General features: G+C 45.3%; 22 protein-coding genes. 6 read left to right on the top strand and 16 right to left on the bottom strand.

The annotated features are described in order from the left end of the window. Positions 1–7 precede the first annotated feature (7 nt). Positions 8–2,806, bottom strand: coding sequence for a calcium-translocating P-type ATPase, SERCA-type (locus BLS49_RS06900; protein ID WP_091227826.1), 2,799 nt, complete (start codon positions 2,804–2,806; stop codon positions 8–10). A 239-nt stretch (positions 2,807–3,045) separates the two neighbouring features. Between BLS49_RS06900 and BLS49_RS06895 the strand changes: the two genes are divergently transcribed. Then, on the top strand, positions 3,046–4,788 hold the full coding sequence (locus BLS49_RS06895; protein ID WP_091227825.1) for an Rqc2 family fibronectin-binding protein: 1,743 nt from the start codon (positions 3,046–3,048) through the stop codon (positions 4,786–4,788). 634 nt (positions 4,789–5,422) lie between these two features. Here BLS49_RS06895 and BLS49_RS06890 read toward each other — a convergent pair. The 9 genes from BLS49_RS06890 to BLS49_RS06850 form a co-directional block, all read right to left on the bottom strand. Further along, positions 5,423–6,280: a PHP domain-containing protein gene (locus tag BLS49_RS06890; RefSeq protein ID WP_091227823.1), complete on the bottom strand. Its 858-nt coding sequence runs from the start codon at positions 6,278–6,280 to the stop codon at positions 5,423–5,425. Positions 6,281–6,293: 13 nt separating this feature from the next. Beyond that, positions 6,294–7,199: a selenium metabolism-associated LysR family transcriptional regulator gene (locus BLS49_RS06885; RefSeq protein WP_091227822.1), complete on the bottom strand. Its 906-nt coding sequence runs from the start codon at positions 7,197–7,199 to the stop codon at positions 6,294–6,296. Positions 7,200–7,292: 93 nt separating this feature from the next. Then, positions 7,293–7,730 carry a hypothetical protein gene (locus BLS49_RS06880; protein ID WP_091227821.1) on the bottom strand — a complete coding sequence of 146 codons (438 nt, stop codon included), beginning with the start codon at positions 7,728–7,730 and terminating at the stop codon, positions 7,293–7,295. A gap of 197 nt (positions 7,731–7,927) precedes the next feature. Then, positions 7,928–8,191 carry a YlbG family protein gene (locus BLS49_RS06875; RefSeq protein ID WP_091227819.1) on the bottom strand — a complete coding sequence of 88 codons (264 nt, stop codon included), beginning with the start codon at positions 8,189–8,191 and terminating at the stop codon, positions 7,928–7,930. Positions 8,192–8,275: 84 nt separating this feature from the next. Continuing rightward, the gene (locus BLS49_RS06870) at positions 8,276–8,728 is read right to left on the bottom strand and encodes a YlbF/YmcA family competence regulator (RefSeq protein ID WP_091227818.1); all 453 of its coding nucleotides are present in this window, start codon (positions 8,726–8,728) and stop codon (positions 8,276–8,278) included. Positions 8,729–8,833: 105 nt separating this feature from the next. Continuing rightward, positions 8,834–10,669, bottom strand: a complete 1,836-nt coding sequence (locus tag BLS49_RS06865; RefSeq protein ID WP_091227816.1) for a helicase-associated domain-containing protein — start codon at positions 10,667–10,669, stop codon at positions 8,834–8,836. Next, positions 10,666–12,360 (bottom strand): DNA repair helicase XPB, encoded by a 1,695-nt coding sequence (locus BLS49_RS06860; RefSeq protein WP_091227814.1) that lies wholly within the window; start codon positions 12,358–12,360, stop codon positions 10,666–10,668. Before BLS49_RS06860 ends, BLS49_RS06865 begins: the two co-directional genes overlap by 4 nt. An 81-nt stretch (positions 12,361–12,441) precedes the next feature. Next, complete coding sequence (locus BLS49_RS06855; RefSeq protein ID WP_091227812.1) at positions 12,442–12,867, bottom strand: CBS domain-containing protein; 426 nt, start codon at positions 12,865–12,867, stop codon at positions 12,442–12,444. Between the two features lie 55 nt (positions 12,868–12,922). Continuing rightward, complete coding sequence (locus tag BLS49_RS06850; protein WP_091227810.1) at positions 12,923–14,086, bottom strand: M20 family metallopeptidase; 1,164 nt, start codon at positions 14,084–14,086, stop codon at positions 12,923–12,925. A gap of 259 nt (positions 14,087–14,345) precedes the next feature. Here BLS49_RS06850 and BLS49_RS06845 point away from each other — a divergent pair, with 259 nt between their 5' ends. Together BLS49_RS06845 and ftsW are read left to right on the top strand one after the other, a co-directional pair. Continuing rightward, positions 14,346–14,687: a YugN family protein gene (locus tag BLS49_RS06845; protein WP_091227809.1), complete on the top strand. Its 342-nt coding sequence runs from the start codon at positions 14,346–14,348 to the stop codon at positions 14,685–14,687. Between the two features lie 12 nt (positions 14,688–14,699). Continuing rightward, the gene (gene ftsW / locus BLS49_RS06840; protein WP_091227807.1) at positions 14,700–15,953 is read left to right on the top strand and encodes a putative lipid II flippase FtsW; all 1,254 of its coding nucleotides are present in this window, start codon (positions 14,700–14,702) and stop codon (positions 15,951–15,953) included. 87 nt (positions 15,954–16,040) lie between these two features. Here the strand turns inward: ftsW and BLS49_RS06835 are convergent, their stop codons facing one another. Further along, entirely contained in the window at positions 16,041–16,403 is a 363-nt protein-coding gene (locus tag BLS49_RS06835) for an Asp23/Gls24 family envelope stress response protein (protein WP_091227806.1), read from the bottom strand. 167 nt (positions 16,404–16,570) lie between these two features. On the opposite strand from BLS49_RS06835, the gene cax reads away from it, so the two are divergent. After that, entirely contained in the window at positions 16,571–17,644 is a 1,074-nt protein-coding gene (gene cax / locus BLS49_RS06830; RefSeq protein ID WP_091227804.1) for a calcium/proton exchanger, read from the top strand. 94 nt (positions 17,645–17,738) lie between these two features. Here cax and BLS49_RS06825 read toward each other — a convergent pair whose 3' ends face one another. The 3 genes from BLS49_RS06825 to BLS49_RS06815 all read right to left on the bottom strand — a co-directional run bounded on the left by BLS49_RS06825 (position 17,739) and on the right by BLS49_RS06815 (position 20,210). Then, the gene (locus BLS49_RS06825) at positions 17,739–18,029 is read right to left on the bottom strand and encodes an Fpa/YlaN family protein (RefSeq protein ID WP_091227802.1); all 291 of its coding nucleotides are present in this window, start codon (positions 18,027–18,029) and stop codon (positions 17,739–17,741) included. Between the two features lie 180 nt (positions 18,030–18,209). After that, entirely contained in the window at positions 18,210–19,490 is a 1,281-nt protein-coding gene (locus BLS49_RS06820) for a sensor histidine kinase (RefSeq protein WP_091227801.1), read from the bottom strand. 12 nt (positions 19,491–19,502) lie between these two features. After that, a complete protein-coding gene (locus tag BLS49_RS06815; protein ID WP_091227799.1) occupies positions 19,503–20,210 on the bottom strand; it encodes a LytR/AlgR family response regulator transcription factor in 708 nt (235 codons plus the stop codon). A gap of 203 nt (positions 20,211–20,413) precedes the next feature. Between BLS49_RS06815 and BLS49_RS06810 the strand changes: the two genes are divergently transcribed. Then, the gene (locus BLS49_RS06810; protein WP_091227798.1) at positions 20,414–21,166 is read left to right on the top strand and encodes an ABC transporter ATP-binding protein; all 753 of its coding nucleotides are present in this window, start codon (positions 20,414–20,416) and stop codon (positions 21,164–21,166) included. Beyond that, positions 21,163–23,295 carry an ABC transporter permease gene (locus BLS49_RS06805; RefSeq protein ID WP_091227796.1) on the top strand — a complete coding sequence of 711 codons (2,133 nt, stop codon included), beginning with the start codon at positions 21,163–21,165 and terminating at the stop codon, positions 23,293–23,295. The genes BLS49_RS06810 and BLS49_RS06805 overlap by 4 nt, the downstream gene beginning before the upstream one ends. 63 nt (positions 23,296–23,358) lie before the next feature. Here BLS49_RS06805 and BLS49_RS06800 read toward each other — a convergent pair whose 3' ends face one another. Together BLS49_RS06800 and BLS49_RS06795 are read right to left on the bottom strand one after the other, a co-directional pair. Continuing rightward, the gene (locus BLS49_RS06800) at positions 23,359–23,604 is read right to left on the bottom strand and encodes an HPr family phosphocarrier protein (RefSeq protein ID WP_091227794.1); all 246 of its coding nucleotides are present in this window, start codon (positions 23,602–23,604) and stop codon (positions 23,359–23,361) included. Between the two features lie 82 nt (positions 23,605–23,686). Then, a complete protein-coding gene (locus tag BLS49_RS06795; RefSeq protein WP_091227793.1) occupies positions 23,687–24,802 on the bottom strand; it encodes an aminopeptidase in 1,116 nt (371 codons plus the stop codon). Between the last annotated feature and the right edge of the window lie 54 nt (positions 24,803–24,856).

The following is a 24,856-nucleotide window of genomic DNA, read 5'->3' as shown; positions in this document are numbered from 1 at the left end:
ATTGATTTTATGCACGAATATTTGTACTTTTCACCGCACTCATCGTTCTAGGGCCTGTATATTTACGGCGACGTCTGCCTGACCATACACTCCCTGCCCCAAGAAGGAATGTAGGGATACCCGCAGCTACAAGAGTAAGAGCCCACTCTCGATATCCTAATGGGATGGTCTTGAAAATCGGTTGCAGCGCTTCGATATACATTACTCCAAGAAGCAGCAGGATCGAGGACAACACAGCCACAACTAAATATTTATTCTGCAAAATATTCCGGTGAAAAATCGAACGCGAGCTGCGGCAATCAAAGACGTGAATAAGCTGTGCCATAACAAGTGTCGCAAATGCGACAGACTGTGCTTTGGCAAGCTGCCCCGCATCATTTGGCGCTACGCGAAGCGTGATCCAGAATGCACCTAGCGTACACAATCCGATGAGCAGTCCGCGGCTTAGAATCTTCCAGCCCAGCCTTCTGGCAAAGATGTTCTCGGTAGCACCTCTAGGCTTATGCTCCATCAAATCTTTTTCCGGCTGATCTACTCCTAATGCCATTGCAGGCAAACCGTCGGTCACGAGGTTAACCCACAATATTTGTATGGGCAGGAGCGGTAGAGGAAGACCTGCAAGCATTGCGAAAAACATCGTCAAAATTTCACCAACATTAGATGCTAGCAGGTAACGGATAAATTTTCGGATGTTCTCGTAAATGTTCCTACCTTCTTCAATAGCAGCTACGATGGAAGAGAAATTATCATCACTTAGAATGAGAGCTGAGGCTTCTTTGGACACATCCGTACCTGTAATCCCCATCGCGATCCCGATATCCGCTGCTTTAATAGCTGGCGCGTCGTTAACCCCGTCACCCGTCATCGCGACGACATGCCCCTTGCGCTGTAGCGACTTCACGATCCGCAATTTATGCTCCGGCGATACCCGTGAATATACAAAAATTTGATCCACCTTCTGATCCAGCTCATCGTCGCTTAGCATTGCAAGCTCCTGACCTGACATCGAGGAACCACCGCGCGGCAAAATTCCGAGATCATTGGCAATTGCTTCCGCTGTAAGCCCATGATCACCTGTAATCATGACAGTCTTGATTCCAGCTTTGCGACAAACAGCTATCGCTTCTCTTGCTTCTTTTCGAGGCGGGTCAATCATTCCGGCCAGTCCAACAAAAACAAGCTGCGATTCAACTGCACCCTCATTTTCGATAGATTCATGAGGCTTAATGTCTCGGTATGCCAAGCCCAGAACGCGCAAAGCATCGCGGGCCATTCCTTCATTTGCGGAGAGCACACGTTGACGTAAAGTACCTGTAAAAGGAACAACCTTGCCATCCCACAAAATATAAGAACATTTATCCAGCAGCATATCAGGTGCGCCCTTTACGAATGCTATTCGCCCACCCTGATGGGAGACGATCACAGACATTCTTTTTCGCTGAGAATCAAACGGATGCTCCTTTTCACGCTTATACAAAGAGTCGAGCTTGCCTGGAGACATGCTCATTTTGGAAGACAAGGTAACGAGAGCACCTTCCGTTGGATCGCCCTTAAGCCTCCATTCCATATCAGAACGCTCATCTTTCCCTTTTTTCCGAGTTGGACTGTTTAGCTCCTCCTCGTAAATAACTGCATTGTTGCAAAGCGAGCTGATTTGCAGAAAACGTCTAAGGCTCTGGTCATTTTTTAAATCAACTGAACTATTTTCCTCTAAGATATCTCCAACAGGAGCATAACCTTCTCCCGTCACTTTCAATGGACGTCCTTCCACCCACAGTCTTGTAACCGTCATTTTGTTTTGGGTCAAAGTTCCGGTCTTGTCAGAACAGATCACAGAAGCGCAGCCCAGTGTCTCAACGGATGGTAGCTTGCGCACGATCGCCTTGCGCTTGATCATTCGCTGAACTCCAAGCGCAAGAGCGATGGTGACGATCGCCGGCAGTCCCTCTGGAATTGCAGCTACAGCCAAGCTAACTCCAGCAAAGAACATAGCCCCTGCCGGTTGTCCATGCATGATGCCGATTAATACAACCAGCACCGTAAGTGCAAGCGCCAAATAAATCAAGATTTTGCCCAGTTGTTCTAAACGACGCTGAAGTGGCGTCTCCTGGGTATCCGTATTTTGAATCAAATCGGCGATTTTACCCATTTCCGTATTCATACCCGTTCGAATAACGATACCCCGTCCACTGCCTCGTGTTATCATCGTGCCCATAAATCCGATATTTTTCTGGTCACCTAGAGGAACATCTTCTTCTCGCAGCACAGAGACATGCTTGTTTACAGCATGTGACTCTCCAGTTAATGCCGATTCCTCAACATCCAGACTATTTGCGACCAGCCACCGAATATCGGCAGGAATACGGTCACCGCTCTCAAGTAGAACGATGTCACCAGGCACAAGCTCTCTGGCTGGTATATGCTGCATTGTTCCTTCCCTCAGAACATTAGCATGAGGAGCTGACAATTCCTTGAGCGCGTGCAAAGAACGCTCGGCCCGAAATTCCTGAATAAAACCAAGAACTCCGTTAAGAATAATGATCGCTATAATCGTAACGGCATCCAAATATTCGCCGAGAATACCGGAAATCAACGTGGCGCCCATTAGTACGAGCATCATAAAATCTTTGAACTGGTTCAAAAAAAGCAGCCACGGAGAAATCCGTTCCCCTTCAGACAACTCATTCCAACCATTCTCTTCCCGTCGTCGTTCCGCTTCACCATGGGTCAGGCCCTGCTCACGCGTGACGTCGAACCGTTCCAGAAGCTCTTCCCCACTCCACTGGTGCCAGTTTTTTTGTTCCATCCTCCCTATTCCCCTCCCGTATATTGTGCGGTATTCAGCGTGAAGGCTTTTCCACCTAGAGGTTGTTCAAAAAGTTCAGCTTTCGATCACGAAGCAATTCTTTTTGAACTCGCACTACTAGGCTAAATGTATTCAAGCCAGTCCCAAATTATCACAGGATAGCTCTTAAGTTTTTGCCTGAAGTTATGTATCATAGAGAAATAACACATTTAGACGATTAAAGACAGGAGATTATAATTATGGCGCTCGACGGAATAGTGACACGTTCTATCGTACACGAACTGCAAATTTGCGTTGGTGGACGCATAAATAAAATTCATCAGCCTACTTCAAACGATTTAGTGATCCAGCTTAGATCAAACGGTGGCAATCATCGTTTACTGCTCTCGGCTAATCCTACCTATCCAAGAGTTCATTTTACCGAGCAATCCTACCCTAACCCGCTTGAGGCTCCAATGTTCTGTATGCTGCTTCGCAAGCATTGTGAAAGCGGAACAATCGAAGCTGTCTCCCAAGTCGGTATGGAGAGAATCATCCATTTCGATATACGTCAACGTGATGAGCTGGGAGATGTATCACTCAAGCGGATCGTAGTGGAGCTGATGGGCCGCCATAGCAATATTATTTTGCTGGATAGTGCGACGGGTACGCAGCTTGACGGAATACACCATGTTACCCCGTCGATTAGCAGCTATCGTATTGTCATGCCCGGCTTTAGCTATACCACACCGCCTCAGCAGAATAAACAAAATCCGTTGGAGGTTACCAAGGATCAATTTCTGAATGCATTTCAAACTGCGAGCGACAATGATCAGCTTAATGGCTGGCTGGTAGAAAATTTCAGTGGATTAAGCCCCCTTATTGCTCACGAAATTCAATTTCGTGCATCCAAACTGAACCATGAAGCTGAAGCAAACAACCAATGGTCAGCCTTCGACAATGCGATGTCAGATGTTCGTGAGCACCGTTATTGTCCCAACAGCGGAGAGAACAACAAAGGTAAAAGCGTCTTCTCGGCACTTATGCTGACCTCCCTGCAAGGTGAAGTGAAAACGTATGATACTATTAGTCATTGCCTTGAGGATTATTATGGAGATAAGGCACTACGTGACACGGTCAAACAGAAAACGAGCGATCTGCTCCGCTACCTGCACAATGAACTTAATAAAAACATAAAGAAACTATCCAGATTGGACGAGGATATCTCTGAGGCTGAAGACGCGGAGCGTTATCGAATCTGGGGTGAATTGCTGTTGCCATCCCTGCATACCATTCGTAAAGGCGATAAATTCGTTGAGCTGATTAATTATTATGATGAGGACCAGAAGACTGAAAAGATTCCGCTTGACCCACTGCTTACTCCATCAGAGAATGCTCAGCGATATTTCAAGAAATATAATAAATTCAAAAACAGCCTTGCTGTCATTGATGAGCAAATGACGTTAACAAAAGAAGAAATCAGCTACATGAAAGGTTTGCTGCAGCAGTTATCCTTTGCAACGTTAAGCGATATCGATGAAATTCGGGAAGAGCTGATTCAGCAAGGGTATTTAAGGGAGCGCGGCAAGAAGAACAAAAAGAAGAAAAAGAGCGACCGCCCGACATTGCACATCTACACCTCTTCAGAAGGCATAGAAATCTATGTCGGCAAAAACAATCTGCAAAACGAGTATGTTACTAATAAATTAGGCAATCCCAACGATACCTGGCTGCATACAAAAGACATCCCGGGATCGCATGTGCTTATTCGCAGCTCTTCCTTCGGAGATGATACACTGAATGAGGCCGCTCAATTAGCCGCTTATTTCAGTCAAGCTAAAGAGTCAAGCAGTGTTCCTGTGGACTGTACATTAATCCGCTATGTTCGCAAACCGAGCGGAGCCAAACCAGGCTTCGTTATCTACGATCATCAGCGCACCCTGTTTGTTACACCAAATGAGCAATTGATCAAAAGCATGCCTAACACCGTAAAAAACGGTTAAAACATTGCACAAGAGAAAACCACTGGAGAATGGGCTGAATTCCAATTGTTGGATGATGGATATCTAACAATCAGGCTGCAGTTCAGAACATCTCTAGTGGTTTTTTGTCTCGATTTATACTGTGGTAAGTAGCTGAATTTGCGGGAAAAGCACCATAGAAGTACACTGACGAGGGAGACTGGCTAGTTTAGTCCACTAGCGTTGCATCAATCATACAGCAAGAAATAATTTGAATAAATTCCTATATTTACAATATTTTATTACTTTCTATCTGTTCAAAAATAAAAAATTCTCCTATTGTTAAAGAGTAGACATGTTGCCCACTTCAAAAACAAAGGAGAACCACCATGGGTAACATACCAAAAGACCAGGTCATTTGTAAATGTCTAGATTTGCTTAATCTAAGCGATGAACGTGATAAAACCTTGGCTACGCTTGCTGCGTTATTGTTTTTTTAGCTCACTGGTACAAAAGACAACTGTAAATATTTTTTCAAAAAAACTGATTTGATGAAATCAACCATATTTCTGACAATGAGCAACATGTTGATGCAACGCTAGTGAGTTTAGTCCTCTAAATTGCAATAATAAGGTCGCTCATGTTCATTGGCTTCATATGAAGCCCTTTTATCGGCCTAAATAACTCTGCCCGTACCCGCTGCTTGTCTTAATTTCTCTACCGTATCTGACGACACCGAACGCGTACCAAGATCCCCATGAAATACTACACCCCCACGAACGCCATGATAATCTGAACCTGCGGTAGGAATAAGATCATATTGCTGAGCAATTTGCAAATAACGTTGTTCATCTTCTGGTCCATGATCAGAATGATATACTTCGATGCCTGCCGGCTTACCTTTTTCTACAATACTGATCACCAGATCATCATCACCGTACAAGCCTGGATGTGCAAGCACAGGTGCTCCGCCAGCTTCGCGAATCCACAGGATAGCCTCTTCGGGAGAAATTCTCGGCAATGACGCATACCCGGGTCTTCCCTCAGCCAAATACCGATCAAATGCATCGCGAAAATCGGCAGCCGCTCCCATTCTCACCAGCGTATCCGCAATATGCGGACGACCAAGACTTTCATCAGGCCGAAGCTCGCGCCCGAGTCCATACTTAACGTCCTCAAGCGTAATTGCAATTCCTAGCTGGTTCAAATTTTCGATAATCCGCTCATTTCGCAACTCTCTTGTACGTCTTAAAGAAACTAATCTTGCGAGAAGCTTTTTATCATCTATATTTAGAAAATATCCAAGTACATGAATGTCCTTATCCCCTACTCTGGTGCTGATCTCTACGCCTGGAACGACTTCAACCCCAAGTTCATTGCCTGCAAGCTGAGCCTCCCTAATTCCTGCTACTGTATCGTGATCCGTAATCGCAAGTCCTGTCAAACCTTTTTCCTTTGCTAGCTTCACGTTCTCAGCGGGACGATTCATTCCGTCAGAAGCCCGAGTGTGCGTATGTAAGTCGTAATATGTCATTAAATCCACTTCCTTATTGAGGATTTTTGATTTCTCGTAAAAACGTCAAAAACGTAACAGCAGATACTGGCAGCAACGTCGATTTTTCATGAATAGAATAAAATTGCCGTTTAAAAAAGGTATCCTCGATATCGACAACTTCCAGCAAGCCAAGTGCCTTCTCATGCTTAATTGAGGATGGGGAAATAATTGTAATTCCTAGCCCAGCCTCCACAGCAGACTTCACAGCTCCAGTACTGCCCAGCTCCATAATGGTATCAATTTCTTGCGGCTCAATGCCCTTACGTAAAAGCTCGTCCTCCATCACCTGACGTGTGCCCGAGCCCTTTTCACGAAGAATAAAAGGAAACGAGATAACCTCATTCAGCGATACTTGCCCTCTTCCAGACAAAGGATGACCAGCCGGAACAATCAACTTGAGCTCATCTTCCATGACAGGGTCCGATATCAAATCAGGATGATGAACAGGCGCTTCAACCAAACCGAAGTTTAGCTGATGATTTACGATATCTTCGATAATTTGGGTTGTATTCATTACTTTAAGTGCAATAGAGATATGAGGATACCGCTGTCCAAAAGGACCCAGTATACGTGGCAGCACATACTCTCCAATAGTCAAACTGGCACCTAACTGCAATCTGCCTTCCAGCATATATGTAAATCGGGACATCGATCTCTCCGTCTCCCGCATGAGTTCAATACTTTTAAGCGCGAATGGAAACAAAGCTTTACCTGATTCGGTAAGCTCGATTTTTTTGGTCGATCTTACGAGCAGCTTGGTGCCAAAATATTCTTCCAAAGATTGAATCTGCATCGTTACCGCAGGCTGAGTCATATGCAACGCCTGTGCAGCCGAAGAGAAGCTGCCTCGTTCTGCTACGGTATAAAAAATGTGAAGCTGGTGAAAATTTAACGCCATCCTGATCACTCTCCCCTTCTCTAACACCTACAATAGCATGTCAGAGCATACAAAAAAAGCATGTCCCACGCAGAACATGCCTCTCTTGTTGCGTTATCTTCGTTTCCGACTGTTCTTCAGCAATGTCGAACGTCTCGAATGACGGAGCCATGAATAATATGATTTCAAATCACGCAGCTCCATTGTTTCCGACATTCGGCCCAAAAAAGTTACGATGATCATCCGATCCAGAGGCATTCCTTCAGAATTTAGCTCTGAGTTCATTGATGCAAACTCGGCAACCATTACCAGATCATCATCAATAAGATAAACGTCCTCGCCATTCCGATAATAAGGCGTAATTCGTCCTTCCTTCAGACACTCCCATACCCAGCTCGCAATTTGCCCTATTTCGACATCATTCCGTTCTATCCGATCACTATATCTCATTTTGGCATGGTTGGTTATAACGATATCAGCAACTCTTTTGTTGCCTAATAGGACATGGGAATCATCGTATGTCCCACACCGCTCTGTAACCTTGTCCCTCATGCCGCACCTCACACTCTATAGGTCTTTTTAACTAAGTATTTTTACCTATTATATTACAATATGTCCTTTCAATCTACAAGATAACCTTTATATGATAAAGTAAAACCTTTGTGAAATGAAAATAGAAAAAAAAGCGGCTGGATCAGCCGCTTCTATAATGGCATTATTCGATTAATCTTTTTTCCCGATAAGATGTATCACAGACCGTAGTATCTTGTCTTGTCTTCAGTATCCTTTGAGTACTCTGTTTTAATCTCATTACGGAATGAACGTTCTATCTTTCGAACATAAGAGAGCTTGCGAATATTTTTTATCGTATCTTCTGCACGATCTGCATTAACATACATGACGACATAATGCATTCGACGGGACAAATAATGCACGCTCCCGTACTTCTCCAAATTCCTTGCCGCTTTCAGATCACTTACCCAAATAATATAGCCTGTACGTTCCGGAAACATGTTTTCCCTCCGTTCTGTCCTCTCTGTATGTCATCTGGTGACGACACCTGCAGCATTACAATCCGGTTGAGCCACTGGTAAAATTTAACCGCAGCTGCATTGGCCACCGCTTCCACAGCCTCCGCTGCTGCAACCACCGCTTGGATTAGGATCATTGCTTGGAACCTTGATCGTATCGGACACTGCATATGCAATGGTTTCCGACATCTGATGCAAAATGTCATCAAGCTCCTTCTCCGCAGCCTTGAATCTTCTTACCGATTCAATCTGCTCAAGCTCGCTTTCAACCTGTGCCACTTGATCCTTAGCTTCGTGATAGTTAGGATGAAAATGTCCGAAGCGTTCGGTTTCTTCAAACAGTTCCTTCTTGGCTGCCAGCTTTTTAACAAGGACCTGAACCTCATCATCTGATTCTACCTGGCGTTTCCAGTATAAATAATCTGTAACTGCAGTAGAATTGTTTATCATATCGCCTAATTCATAGGCGTATGTCAACAGCTCGGCCATATCTACCGTGTTGGTCTCCGTTACGCTCATGAATGTCAACTCGATTCTGTTATAAATGTTCTACCCTTAGGTAGACGAAACAATCATACCACAATCTCTTCTGAAGCAGAAGAGGTTTGCACTAGAAGCTTATTTTCACATTTCCGGTAAAACAAGCCCCAGCTCGGCCCAATCATCTGGTGACAAAACAACCCCTTCTCCCTCTTTATAGTCGTCGGTATCCCTAAATAAACGGCCACTCAAACTCCATTTCTCTCCACCTTGAATTCCTTCAGGTATGCACAGCATAATTTCTCCACCGATGGACAGCTTTATTTTGGCTCTCCACTGAATCGCCTGCTCCACAATTTTACGAGCCGTAGAATCATGATACTTTCTCATTTCCTTGACCCACATCGGAGGAATGTCACGAAGTCCCGGAAATAAAGCTTCAAAATCCGGGATCGTAGTATCCGGTTCATAGAAGTGGGTATCTTTACCGTTAAAAATCCATCCATGTTGATTCGAAGCCTTAGTAAAAGCAGTAACCCCTTCTATTAATTGCGACGGTTCCAATATTGGATATTCCGATTCATCCAGTCCCTCTGTTCTTCGCTTCGGCGGTGATAGCCTGATCTCTTCCAGCGCCTTCCTCGCCTTATCTTCATGATCGTTACTTACAATGAAATCAAGCGGACCAATCCTTTCAATTATGCCCACCAAAGAAGTAATTGATGAGATCGTATCTGCAGCCTGAGAATCACTGCACCGAAGCAGCAGCTTCTCTTCCAGCAGGGTTCGCCCCATCTCTCTGCCCCATTGCTCAAGAGCCAGCCTGACATTATCCGGCACACCTGAGGAACACTTCTGAAGCAGATTCAATATCATCTCCGGTGATCGTCCACATTCTGCTCCAAGAGCAACACTGTTTCGAGTCAGGCGATAGAGTGACATTGTATCAACCGTTATATTCTCGCAAAAGGCTTCAAGCTCCCAACGAAGCAAGAAAGACACATCCGGTGGAACCAATAGTTCAAAATCAGGCTGAACAAAAATCATCCCTTGGAATGCTGATGACACTTCCACCTTTGAGCTGCTTATTTCTTCAGCAATATTAACAAGTGATAAATCGGGTTTTGTCTGCCATCTGAATACGATCCTGTCATCTATGGTCGTGCCCATATCAATCCATCCGAAACCAGACAACGCTGTCAGCCAGCTCTCCATCCAGCTTATCTGTTCTTGTGACAGCACTTCCGGTATCATCCCTTGCTCATGCATAGAAAGCAGTAGGTCGGGCAAATTGTACCAACTGCCTACTTCTAAATCCGGTAAAATCAATCTGTGCACAAAATGTTGAATCGGAACATTGTCCGGCGCATATCTGAGCAGCAATTCCCTAAACAACACTGCATTCATCTCTTGAGCAGTCAATCCAAGCCATGCCGTTAATGACTCGGTATTGAGACTCCAGCCTGCTCTTTGCTTGTTGATCAATCCTAGCGACATGATCATATCCAGCACAATTGCCAGCGGTGCTCTATAGGCATCTTGATGGGGATATCGAAGTGCTAGTCCGTTTACGTCGTCATCACTCAAAAATAAAAGCTCATTCAGTTTACCAAGTGATCTCTGATGGATCGTCCCCTTGGATGTTAGCTTTAATCCATGACGGCCTATCCAAGCCAATGTCTTGAAAATATCAAATGCAAGACCAAGCTTGGCTGCACGATGCAATGTAACCCTATGTTCATCTTGCTGAACCTGTTCTGTGGGCTCAAGCTCTTTCCATACTAGCGGAATCACATCAGCCGGAATGTAATAGAGACGCTCTCCCCACACCTTTTTAATTGAAGCAAGCCTTCCGCTGCGAAGCAGCTCTGGAACCTCAGCCAGCAGATCCGCTCCGCATATAGCTCCGAATGAGGAATCCTGAAGGTTTTGTAGCTTGAAGGGAAGCCCCGCAAAGCGAGTAAATATATGCTGAATCAAGCACCTTCTCCCCTTTCGATTTTTACCGAGTAATCATAACCCTGCTCTACCAGAAACATCTGTCTTCGCATCGCAAAATCTTGCTCTCGAGTATCTTCTGACACCAATGTATAGAAGTAAGCACCGCTGCCATCTGCTTTAGGGCGTAATATTCTACCAAGCCGCTGTGCTTCTTCCTGACGCGAGCCGAAGCTCCCCGATATTTGAATTGCCACCGATGCATCAGGCAGATCTACTGCGAAGTTAGCTACCTTGGATACGACCAGCACTGGAATTTCCCCTTCTCTGAAGGCTTGATAACGTCTGGCTCTCTCCTGTTGCGGCAGACTGCCGGTAATGAGCGGCACATTTAATTTTTCTGCTACACGATGGAGTTGATCCAAATACTGTCCAATTATTAAAATCTGACGTCCAGAATGACGCTGTATTAATCGCTGCAAAACGTTAATTTTCAACGGATTTTCTGCTGCTATTCTGAACTTCTCTCGACCCTCAGCCTGAATGTAGCATCCCTGCAACTCGGAAGGCATAGGAATACGAACCTCCTGGCACTCCACCTGCGCAATGAATCCACTCTCCTCTAGATTTCTCCAAGGAACTTCATACCTTTTAGGGCCAATTAAAGAGAACACGTCTCGCTCACAGCCATCCTCCCTCACTAAGGTTGCTGTCAGCCCCAATCTGCGAGTTGCCTGAATGTCTGCGGTAGCACGGAATACAGGTGCAGGAAGAAGATGCACTTCATCATAAATTATTAGTCCCCAATCCCGCTCGTTAAAAAGCCCCATGTGCTTGAAGCCTTCTTCTTTTCTGCCTCGATGGGTTAATATTTGATACGTAGAAACTGTTACTGGCCGTACTTCTTTTTTCTCTCCAGAATACTCGCCTACATCCTGATACGTTAGTGTCGTCTTGTCCAAAATCTCTGAAATCCACTGCCGCACAGAAGTTACATTTGAGGTCAAAATGAGGGTCTCGCATTGAAATTTGTCCATAACGCCCAGGCCAATGACGGTTTTCCCTGCACCGCAAGGCAATACCAGTACGCCGTTCCCCCCATCATGCCCTTGCTCTCCAGCAAATGCCTCGACCCCCTCTCTCTGATAGGAACGTAGCGCAAAGAGACGTCCTTCGGGCAGCACAGAACGCAGACCAAAAGACATCTCCCGTCCACGATGATAACCAACTTCATCCTGAACAGGATACCCTGAGCGGGCTAACCCTTGCTTTAGTAACCCTCTATATCGGATCGGAAAGCGTATATGGCGTTCATCCATCCACTCCCATTTGAAGCTGCTATCCAATTTCCCTTCGCTCACCAGCTGTTGTAGTACATTAGCATCTTGAGTGTAGCACTCCAAGCATAACGAATCCGATTCATATGGTAAGGAATACACTTTTAATGCACCGTACCTGTTCACCCACATTTTTATATCAGCAACAACCCCGCTCGGGAGGTCCCACCTGGATATTAAGCGAAGCGACTCTATAATCTCATCCGCCGTCGTTCCTTTTGCAGCAGCATTCCATAACGATAGCGGTGTAATTCGATATGTATGATAGTGGGCAGGCGTCTTGATCATTTCAGCAAAAAGGTTTAAATATCCGCGGGCAAGCTGAAAGCCAGGATGATCCTTTTCCAGCAGCACCGTGAAGTCACGCTGCACAATGCAAGCTCCAGCTGTATTCATGAACCCGTCTCCCCTTCGTATCAAAATAAAGAAGTTCGCCAGATATGCCTGCGAACTTCTTGCCATCTAAATTATTATACACTAATGGATCTGCTCTGAAATTTGCGATAGAGCTTCTCCTGCGTTATCTGCATAAATATTCCGCGTCGCCAAATCACCAATCGATACGATCCCGATCAACCGCTCTCCATCAGTTACTGGCAAACGGCGTATTTGCTGATCAGCCATCAGTTCAGCCGCCTCGTCCACTGAAGTATCGAGGGAAGCTGTTCTAATCCCTGTTGTCATTACATTTTCAACCGCAGTAGAATTGGGTCGTTTCTCAGCAATACCCCGAACAACTAAATCACGGTCCGTAATAACGCCGATAAGCCTGTCGCTGCCTTCCTCTACCACTGGAATAAAGCCTGTATCATGCTGTTTCATTTTGACAGCTACTTCATATACATTATCCTTAGGTGTAACCGTAACAACCTCATGTGTCATAATTTCACTAACAGTTCTCATCTCTAAATCCCTCCTTGGAACATAGAGTTCCATAGGCAGGAAACTTTTATACAGATCATTTGCTCTGATAGGATTCTGTCATCGAGATTAGCAGACACGCTCCATAAAGCATTGCTTCCTCATCGATATCAAACTTAGGATGATGGTGTGGATGAAGGATTCCCTTACTCTCATTGCCTGCACCAACAAGCATAAAGCAGCCGGGAACATGCTGCAAGTAATAAGCAAAATCTTCTGCAGGCATAATTTTAGGCGTGACTTCCGGAACCAAGCCAGCTTTGTTCGCTCCCACGTTATAAAAACGATGGAACTCTTCGTTATCATTAACTAGACACGGATACGACATCGTATAGTTGATTATCGCCTCAGCTCCGTAAGCCGCTGCGGTTCCTTCTGCCAATGCATAAATCCGGTCTCGAATAAAACTTCTTGTCTCCTCGTTAAAACATCTTACAGTACCAGCAATGCGGCAGCGGTCTGCAATAACATTCTGCGCTGTCCCGCCTTGTATGGAACCTATTGTTACCACAGCAGGATCTAGCGGGTCTACCGATCGGCTAACAATACTTTGTAATTGCATAACCAGAGATGATGCAGCTACTACGCTATCTACGGCAGTATGCGGCATTCCTCCATGACCGCCCCGCCCTTGAATATCTATAATAAATTCATCCGTAGATGCCATCATTGGTCCAGGTGAACATGCCGATGTTCCTACAGGAATTGGAGTCCATAAATGAATACCATAAATCACATCCACATCCTGCAGAGCCCCACTTTTGATCATAGACATAGCTCCCCCAGGAAATACCTCCTCAGCAGGCTGAAAAATAAAAACAATTTCTCCGCGCAGTTGTTCTCTCCGGTGACTATAATATTCTGCTACTGCCAGAAGGATTGCCGTATGCCCATCATGACCACAAGCGTGCATTACTCCTGGAACTTGCGACGCATAGTCCACATTCTTCTCGTCCTGAATCGGTAATGCATCCATGTCAGCACGAAGCGCAACCGTCTTGCCCGGCAATGCTCCACGAATTCTGCCGATAACCCCATACCCTCCGATTCCGGTCAGGCTCTGCACGCCCAGTTGTTCAAGTTTAGAAGCTATCATTTTAGAGGTCTCTTGTTCCTTAAACGACAACTCTGGATGGCGATGTAAGTATCGCCTGCATTCAACCATATTAGGAAATAGTGTTTTGAGTAACTCCAGTTCCATTCCATCCCACTTCCTTATTTCCATTATTGTTCCATTGTATCAGAAATGTGATAGAGCGAATACGAATTAAAAAGCGGCAATATCGCATGACAACCTACTCTTCCAAGGTTTCCACATGCTTGCACAAGTGATAGAAACATAATATCATGGGAAGAGAACTTTAAGTTTATTCAAAAAGTCATCCTTTGTTCACAAATTGACACTGACAGCATATCAACATCGAACCTAGAATTACAATTTTAAGGGAGGCATTCAATAAATGATTGTTGAGAATACGGGCTTAGATGAATTGAAGAGCGATTTGGCCTACTTGGACGAAACAGCTGAGAAAGTTGGTTTTATTCGCTGGCAGTGGGAATATTACCGTGCTACATACGATTATAAAATTGAATTCAACAATGATGAATACTTCCTTCGCATAAACACACGTGCCATTGAAGGCAAACTGGAGCGTCCAGACACCATTCTGGCTATTGAAGCGGTCTATATGGGGCGGGCCACTTTTCCTCACGGATTAGAATATGAATCTGAAATTCCCGCATCTGTTATGCAGACTGCTAACAAGAAGCTGTTAGAATTGAAACAATTACTTGAGGCGTAAGAAGGAATCTACATGAAAGACAGCAAAGAAGGGACTAAACGCGGAACTCCCGATTTCCAGCTTCTCATCCTTACCCTATTAATGGTGGGTTTCGGAATCATCATGGTGTTCAGCTCCAGCTCCAGTATCGCCCTGGTTAACAAAGGTTTTGATTATGATCCGTTATATTTTACCAGACGCCAAGTTATTTTCGGAGGGATCGGTCTGCTAGGGATGTTCATCACCATGAATATTCCTTATGAGAAATTCAAGAAATTGTTTGTTCCTGTATTTCTTTTGGCTATATTGATGCTGATAATCGTCCCTTTTGTAGCTGACAAGATCAATGGTGCTGCCAGTTGGTTCAAAATCGGAACACTTGGTATTCAGCCAACAGAGCTTGCAAAAATAACTACGATAATGTACTTGTCCGCGCTCATCTCCAAAAAAGGCGAGCGTTTCCGTGACCTAAGGACAGGCTATATCCCAGTAATGGTCATCGTCGGCTTTGTCGCCGGTCTTATTATGCTTCAACCTGACCTTGGCTCCTGCCTTATTCTTGTTGCAACAGCAGGGCTTATTATTTTTGCCGGAGGGGCAAATTTGAAGCATATTTTGGGATCAATCGCCCTCCTCGTCCTAGGAGCGAGCATTGTGATGGGAGCCGGAGCACTATGGGACAAAATAAACCCATCCGAGACTGCAGCTGCTAGTAACGATTATAAAATAGGCCGTTTTAAAGCGTTCATTGATCCTTGGGAAGACCCGCAGCATACTGGCTACAACCTTATTCAATCGCTAACTGCTATTGGACATGGAGGGGTAACAGGCACAGGCTTCGGACAAGGTATTCAGAAACTCCACTATTTGCCAAATGCATATAATGACTTTATTTTCTCAGTAATCGGCGAAGAGTTTGGATTTATTGGAACGATCATTTTTCTGCTCTTCTATATGTATTTCATATGGAGGGGATTGCTAGTCTCCTTGCGATGCTCCAGTCCATTCGGAACTTTAATGGGTGTTGGTATTATGGGACTGATCGCCATTCAAGCCTTCGTGAATATCGGCGGAGTAACCAGAACGATTCCAATTACCGGAGTTACTCTCCCGTTTATCAGCTACGGGGGATCTTCCCTGCTCGTTATGATGGTTGCTATGGGTATCGTGCTTAGCATTTCTCGTGATTCCTCTCTTCCGGTCAAACAGGAGAGAACGAAATCCGTTGTAATCAAAGAATCTGCTACCCATCACCCAAAAAATCAACGAAGAAACCGTCATTTATAATTTTATATGAAAAAATGAAGGGCTGTACTGAGAACGGATGATCCGCTCACAGTACAGCCCTCTACATTTTCTTTGAATTAGTGTGGATTAGAATTCCTCATCCTTAAATGCTACATTTTCGACTTTAACATTCACTTCAACAATTTTCAGTCCGGTTAAGCTTTCAATAGCTTCCCGTACGTTCTGTTGCAGCATACGACAAACTTCATGAATTGGAGTTCCGTACAATACGATAATTCGCAAATCTATCGCTGCTTCCAATTGACCGACTTCTACGGTGACGCCCTTCTGCACGTTCTTACCGCTTAATCGTTTGGCCCATCCTTCGGACAGTCCGCCTGACATCGCTGCAATCCCCGGCGTTTCCAAAGCTGCCATTCCTGCGATTTTGGAAACTACGTCATCTGAAATTCGAATAAGCCCCATATCCAACTGCAGTTGCTCGGTCATGGTAATTCCTCCTTCAACCTCATTATTCTTCATTGTAAATGGTAATTTATTTTAAAGCAAATATAGACCTGATTCCTGTCTTTCGTTTATAATCATCACGTTATTGGTTATATTGAATTAGAACCCGTTATTCTCTAAATTAAATGATGCTGAGGTGTTAAAAATCTATGAAAAAGTATTTATCTCCCGGGTTGCTAGTTCTTTTTTTCGTTCTCAGCGCCATCGGACATTTTGCCCACTGGTCCGCAACCCTGCAATTTATTCTTTCCTCGATCGCCGTCATTTTTGTTGCCGGATTCCTTGGAAAAGCTACAGAGAACGTTGCTCACTACGCCGGGCAGCGACTGGGAGGGTTCCTGAATGCTACCTTTGGTAACGCAGCGGAGCTCATCATCGGTATTTTACTCGTTAAAGAAGGACTATTCGACATGGTTAAAGCGAGTATCACAGGCTCTATCATAGGTAACCTGCTGCTCGTCCTCGGCTTAAGTCTGTTCGCTGGAGGCCTGAAACATAAAGTTCAGAGATATAACGTATCTCTCGCCGGAATGAACGGTTCCTTGATGATCGTAGCCATCATCGCTCTTTTTGTACCTGCGGTGTTCTTGCAAACCCATGTTCTCCAGGAAAATGATCGCACGTCGCTCAGCCTGGTTGTAGCAGGTATTCTAATCGTTGCTTATCTGTTATGGCTTGTCTTCTCAATGATTACACATAAAGATTATTTAGCAGACGTTACCGAGACCAACAATCAAAAGGATTCTCACGAACACGAGGAACCTATCTGGTCCAAAGGCAGATCTATCCTCTACCTCGTAATAGCAACCGTGATGGTTGCGTTTGTCAGCGAATGGCTTGTACATACTCTCGATACATTTACAGCAAAATATGGCCTTAGCGAATTGTTCGTAGGTGCCTTTGTCGTCGCAATCGTTGGTAATGCTGCAGAGCATAGCGCAGCAATTATGCTTGCGATGAAGAATAAAATTGGAGCTGCTGTAGAGATTGCGGTTGGCAGCAGCTTGCAAATCGCCCTTTTTGTAGCCCCTGTATTAGTCTTCGTCAGTCACCTGTTCAGCAGGCCAATGGACATTGTCTTTACAGTTATTGAGCTTGCTGCCATCGGTGTGTCCGTGTTTATCGCCAAATCAATTACACAGGACGGACAGACCAACTGGTACGAGGGACTTCTCCTTATCGCTGTCTATTGTATTCTTGGCGTATCCTTTTACCTTGTTTAATCCTAAGCAAAAGATAGAGCGCATGATGTCCGGAACATCCGGAGTCATGCGCTCTGTTATTTCAGCGTGTATGTATGCCTGTCTGTACAACAGGCTACTCTTTTTTATTGTTCAGCGCTTCATACAGCACAGCCAGGTTACGTTCCAGCTTGCTCAAGATTTGCTTACCAACAGGCTCTTGGATGAGTCCGACGCGAATTGCATAATCGACTTGTCTGGAGAAACCATACATCTGGGTATCCAGTACTTCCTCATATAGAGGACAGTAACGCATGGCCAGATTCTCCATCTGCACTTCGATCAGTTTTTCTATTTTATCTGCATCTTCCTTCAGAAGATTTAGCGCTTTGAGATTCAATTGCTCCTGTAAATCAGATGAAGTCATGTTTCTTCCCCCCTATGTCCAAAGTCACCACTCATCTACTCTACTACTAATATTAGACGAAATCGTTGACCAATACAAGAACCTGACCAAATAAAGGCCACAAAAAACACTCCCGTTTCAATAGGCGGGGTACTATAGGAACAAAAAATGAACCCTCTGAAAAATTCAGAACCTGGTTAACTACTTTGATTCAGCCAAAGGCACAGACACTATCAGCTCAAAACGTCCATTTGATGCAATTGCATCCAGTGATCCATTATACTTTCGGACAATCTCCTGCATGCTGGCCAAACCAAATCCATGCATGGCGACATGATCCTTTGTTGTTTTGAAAACTCCGTTTTCGCAATGCGGCCGTTTGCCCAGCGCATTTTCCACGCGCAGCATCAGGAAGCCCTTGTCCGCTCGGGCGCGTATAATAATGCGCTTGTCCTGGGCATCCCTGACAGCTTCAATAGCGTTGTCCACCGCATTCCCTAACAGTGCGCAAAGCTCAATATCAGGAATCGCAAGTTGCTTGGGCAGGCTGATTTGCCAATCCGCCTGCATATTCTCAAGTTCCATAATGGATAGCTTACTGGAAAGAACGGCGTTTGCAATGTCGTTGTCGCAAATGTGCCGGAAACCGATTAAGGCAATGGAATCAGACAGTTCCTCTAAATACTGCTCTGCGCCGCTAACATCCCCTTGTCTGAGCAAACTTTGGGCTACTAGGACGTGATTGCGCAAATCATGCCGCAGCGTGTGCACCTCGGACTGCTCTCGTTGCAGCCCCTGATAATAGACCGCCTGAATTTCCGCCAGCTTTTGCTGCAGCTCAAGCTCCTCATGGCGGGATAGCAATATCAAAGCTGCAAGCAGTGCCAATGCCGACAAAACCGAAAAGGGAAGAATGGTATAACCAAAGCGCAGAATGCTATTATAAGCTTCTACCGGAAACCATCTGGCATTCCAGAAAGTAAAGGATAAGGTCGCAAAAAGTGGCGCAAGGGAAAGTCCACCAAGCAACGCCCAGAGCTTGACGGATCGGATAAGCATTCTTTCTTTGGTAACGAGCCGCCGGGCAAGCAACAAAAATATGCCCCAGAGCAATGTCTTAATCGCAATCAAAATATATGTAAAGGAATCCAGAGTTCTTGTGGCAGCGGAATCGATCATCATATTCATCGGGAGCAGCAGGCTGTAAAAGATGGTGCTGATAATCAGTCGCGCATACCATGGCCCCGTGTAACAGATCAAAAAAACAGCTGCAAAGAACGGGAATATAATAAGCGGGTTTTCATCCCCAATCCAGCTTGGTATACCAATCACTAAAGAAAAAAACAAAACCGGGATCAGTCGATATAACCAGTAGCCTTTGTTCGGGATAAAACGGTTTACCGTCATCCCCATAATTATACCGCCGGGAATCAAAACGGCATAACCCGAAAATTGCTGTAAAAGGTATTGTATTCCTGTCATACAACTCCCCCATTAATTTAGCATGGCGCGGGTCAGTGAAAGCATCGCCTTTTTCTGATATGCTCGGCTGATGGGCAAAGTTTGCTCGCCGATTTGTACCGTGCTAACACCGATGCAATCAATCTTGGACACGTTTACGAGATATCGCTGATGGATGCGTACAAAGGATGCTCCCACATTCTCCTCCACCTCATCCAAACGAGCATAAAAGGTGTAGTTTCGGGTTTTGGCAACACAGGTGACCAGACGCTTTTCAGAGCTAAAGTATAGGATAGACGCTTTCGGAATACGGTACATCCCTTCGCTGTTCCGGCAAAAAAATACATCATTAGCGCCAAGATGAAGCGCGGCTATGGCGCGAGTAAGAATATTATCCAACGCATCTGCCGTTGGTGGCTTTAATAGATAGCTCAGTGCACCGACAGAATATCCATCAAAAACAAAATCGGAGTAGCCGGTTACAAAGATGATTTGCAAATTTGCATCCGCATGTCGCAGCTTGTGGGCGGTTTCCAACCCGCTGCTGCCACCCATCTCTATATCAAGAAAGATGACATCCAGCTCACCTGCGTGCTTATACATCCAGTCCAGCAGTCTGTCTCCGGAACTGAACTCATAGATCGCATTTTCTATTGCACGCAGTTCCAAAATCCGCTCCAATGAACAGCACAGCGCATAGCGCGCCTCCTGCATATCATCACATATTCCAATCCTCAGCAAAGTATCGCCTCCTCGTTCCAGGCAAGTTTATTTTAGCATGTGAACTGCAAACCTCAAAACCAAACTTGACAAAAAGCCTGCTGCTTTTTACATTGCTTGCGGAACAAATTCCAAAAATGACGAAATAACCACCAAAGGTTACTTTCCCGACCACGCGGATTCATTTGATTAGCTATGTTGGTTCTGGAAGGAGGCTGACCGATATGTTGGCTGTGGAAAATCTTAAAAAATCCTATCATGCAAATAAAACTACCTATGAGGTGCTAAAAGGGATTTCCCTCGCTGTAGACAAGGGGGAGTTTGTAGCCGTTATGGGGCCGTCGGGTTCGGGGAAAACGACTTTGCTCAACTGTATTTCCTGCTATATCCCTGCTGATTCCGGCAGTATACGGTTAGACAACATCGAACTGGCTGCGCTGCAAGAATTCGAGCTTGCGGAGGTGCGCATCCGCAGGCTGGGCTTTGTTTTTCAGGACTATTTATTGCTGGATGGCTTAACCGTTCGAGATAATATTATGCTTCCCCGCATTATTGGCGGCAAAACAGACAAAGGCATGGAGGACGCTACTGACCGGTTATGTGAAGTGTTCGGCATTTCTCCCATAAAAGATAAGTTTCCGGCTGAAATTTCCGGTGGCGAGAAACAGCGTACCGCCGTTGCGCGCGCCCTCATTAATAATCCCCTGCTGATATTGGCGGATGAGCCGACTGGAAATTTGGACTCTAAGTCCTCCCGCAAGGTGATCAACACATTTGTACAAGCGCGTGACTCTCTCGGCGCAACCATTTTTATGGTGACACATGATTCTTTCGCGGCCTCTTTTTGTGATCGGGTAATTATTCTGCGTGACGGAACGGTTTGGCGTGAGCTTTCGCGGCTGGATAAAATGCGGGGTGCTTTTCATGATGAACTACTGGAAGCCATCCGCTTGATGGGGGAGGCCAACGGGGAATGACAAGCTTTTCTCAGGTATACGCCGCATTGCGAAAAAAGAACATCAAGCAATACGCTCTGCTGGCGGGATGCTGCTTCTTTTCAGTTCTGCTGATTACCGCCTATGTGTGCATGATGCGCTCACCCACCATTCTAAACGTACTGCCTGAGGGAGGTGACTCCCGTAAGCAGGTGATGATGATTTTTGTACTCGCTGTCTTGGGCTGTGGTATATTTACCACCTATGCATCGGGATTGTTTTTCCGGCACAAGTCCCGGGAAACCGGCATTTTTATGGCATTAGGCGCATCTCGCAGACAGCTCAAGGGCCTGCTAACCCGAGAATTAGCGCTGCTTTCTTTTGCCTCCTGCGCTGCGGGGGCAGTGTTGGGTGCACCGCTTGCCTGGCTTATTTGGCGGTTGTTTCGCCTGCTATTGGTAGATACCGAGGATATGCCCCTTTCCTTTGATCCGCAGGCATATCTGTTTGCTTTGGCCTTTTCCGTGTTCGTAATCGCCATGCTGTTTATTATGTTGTCTCGGTTTATCCGGCGCACCAATATCATCGATGTGGTGAACGAATCCCGAAAGTCCGAGCCGATTCGGGAGGTTCCCCGGCGCTATGGACCGATGGGTATTGCCCTTCTTGTCGGAGGCGGGTTGCTGGGTTACTTGACCCCGAGCTTTTTTATCAATGTGTTGCACTGGTACCCGCCGGAAGGTCTTACCTCCATTACCTATCTCCCCGCCCTGATCGGTCTTTATTTGCTTCTTCTTCATACGGTAGTCAACGGCTGGCGACAGGGTAAAAACCGGTATAAGCATATCATCATAAGCAGCATGATGAAATTTCAAGGCAGGCAAACGGTACGCAATATGCTGGTCATCACTGTGTTAGTAACCGGGGCTTATTTCGCTTCATTTTACACCCCCATGCTGGGAACGGGGGCTATGATGGGGTTTGATTCCCGCAAGGTGGATTATGCTTTCCATTACCGCTCCGATCAGGATATGCCCGGGAAAGACGAAATTGAGCGTATGGCAGCAGAGGAAAACGTAACTATCACCAGTTATGCCAGCCAACCGGCAGCCATACTAGGGATCGATGGACAAAAATATATAGAAACAAGGGGCAGCTTGGGCGTAACTTATACGCACGAGTACACCGAGCTATTAAGCAGCGGTCCTTTTTTGTCCGAAAGTGCCTTTAACGCCCTGACTGGCGATTCATTAAATATCGCTCCCGGCGTGGTTATGGCCGTATTTGATGATGAGGGCAACAGCAATTACTGGATGAGTAACGATGTAACGCTGATCACAAACCCAGTAACCAGTGAAGTTCTGCACGTTGCTTCATCGGAACAGGTTCTCAGCAACACCATGCTGTTTGGCCGCCGTGTATTGGATGACACGGACTATGCGCGCATAACTGAGGGACTGACTGATGAGTGGCTTGAGGAGCAGGTGTTTTTTAATGTGAATAACGTCAGCGATACCTACAATTTTGCCAAACGTCTATTTTACACCACCACAGATCGTTCCAGTCCTGAAGTCGAGGTGTATGATTCATGGGACCCGGTGGCCAAAATGCTGGCTGACCAAGCGGGAGAAGACTATGTTTACGACAAAGAATATCTGGCGGAAAACGGAATCGATGCTATTGACTACCGGCAGCGGGATTCCTCAAATTTCCGTATGTTCTGGAAATACATGCCCCAATTCAGGGTGCTTGACAAAGCCGACTTTATAAAGACCACCGCTGTATTTCTTATGCTGTTTATCTTTATTGCCATCATCTGCTTTGCGGCTGTGATTGTCATTGCCTATACCCGCAGTCTGACCATTGGATTAACAAATGCGCAGGTTTATGACGACTTAAGGCGTTTGGGCGCATCCAACAGCTATCTGCTTAAAACTGTAAAAGGGCAAATTTCCAAAGTGTATTTTACCCCGATTTTTACCGGAACGGTCATCATCTATGCCTTCTATGCCATGATTATGTACTTTAATGATGGCGGGAATTTGAGTGGCAGTGAACTTGCGGGCATGGCGAATTGCCTCGTGCTGATTGCTGCGGGATCTGCTCTGTTGTACGGCGTTTACCGTTTTACGCTGCGAAAAGTGTGCGGGATACTGAATATTCAATGTTGATATAAAAAAAGATACCGCTCAGGAAATCCTGCGCGGTATCTTTTTGGTATTCGGTTTTCTATCTTACTCGGCTACTACTTTTACATCCAAGCCATATTTTGCGAACACTTCGGAAACTGCAGCTTTAGCTTCATCCGCATCTGGCCCATGAACATGCAATTCATAGCTTTTTGTATTCACAAGCGTTGTGAATAAACCAAGAATACTCTTGACATCGATGTACTTGTTGTCTGCTTGTAGGACAATTGAAGAAGTGAATTTACCTGCCGTTTGAGCAATTGCCACTACTGCTTCATTGTTAGTCGCCATAGGAATCCCTCCGTGTCTGACATTGAAATAACCATACTAATATGATACATTGAATCCGCTTTCCAAGCAAGGGATTTTCTGCTTATTTCAAGTTTTCTGGATTTAAGTCCTCTAATTCCGGGATCACAAAAATACCATCTTTGCGAATCAATACATCATCAAAGTAGATTTCCCCGCCGCCATATTCTGGACGTTGAATAAGAACGAGATCCCAGTGAATCGAGGAACGGTTGCCGTTATCTGTCTCTTCATAAGCTTGACCTGGTGTAAAGTGCAGGCTTCCTGCGATCTTCTCATCAAACAGAATGTCCTTCATTGGATGCAAAATGTACGGGTTGAAGCCGATCGCAAATTCACCGATATGTCTAGCGCCTTCATCAGAGTTCAAAATATCGTTCAAACGCTTCGTATCATTGCTAGTAGCTTCAACAATTTTACCATTCTCAAAAGTAAATTTGATATTCTCAAATGTTACTCCGTTGTACAGCGTCGCTGCATTATAACTAATAGTACCATTTACAGAATCTCGAACCGGTGCGCTGTATACCTCACCGTCTGGAATGTTTTTTTGGCCAGAGCATTTCTCTGCTCCAATACCTTTGATAGAGAAGTTCAGGTCTGTCCCTGGTCCTGCGATACGCACTTTATCCGTACGCTTCATCAGGTCAGCAAGTGCATCCTGTGCACGGTCCATCTTAGCATAATCCAGATTGCACACGTCAAAATAAAAATCTTCGAACGCCTCAGTGCTCACATTCGCAAGTTGTGCCATGCTTGGATTCGGATAACGAAGCACTACCCATTTAGTACGTTTAACCCGTTGCTCACTGTGAACTGGATGAGAGTATAACGAGTTGTACATTTTCATTTTATCTTCAGGTACATCAGACAGATCATTAACATTTGACCCGGCACGGATGCCAATATAGCAATCCATCATTTTCATTCGAACGAGATCATACTCTGCCCAAGCCTTAATTCCTTCTTCTGTTGCATATTTCAATTGCGAGCGTTGAACGGCTTTATCCGTAAGCTCAACAAAAGCATTTCCACCCTTTTTCCCGATCTCTTCCACTACAGCCTTAAGTAAATCCCGTTCATCACCGATCATTTCGACCAGTACATTTTCACCAGGCTGTACATCTACAGAATAACCGACCAGGTTCTCCGCTAATTTTTGTATTCTAGGGTCCCGCATAAACAATTACGCCTCCTCAAAAAGTTGCGAACTTGCCATCATGTTTATAAAGCA

Origin of the sequence: Fontibacillus panacisegetis, assembly GCF_900102215.1 — a bacterium.
GTDB lineage: Bacteria > Bacillota > Bacilli > Paenibacillales > Paenibacillaceae > Fontibacillus > Fontibacillus panacisegetis.
Note: the sequence above shows the minus strand (reverse complement) of the source record. Positions and strands in the feature narration are given on the sequence as shown.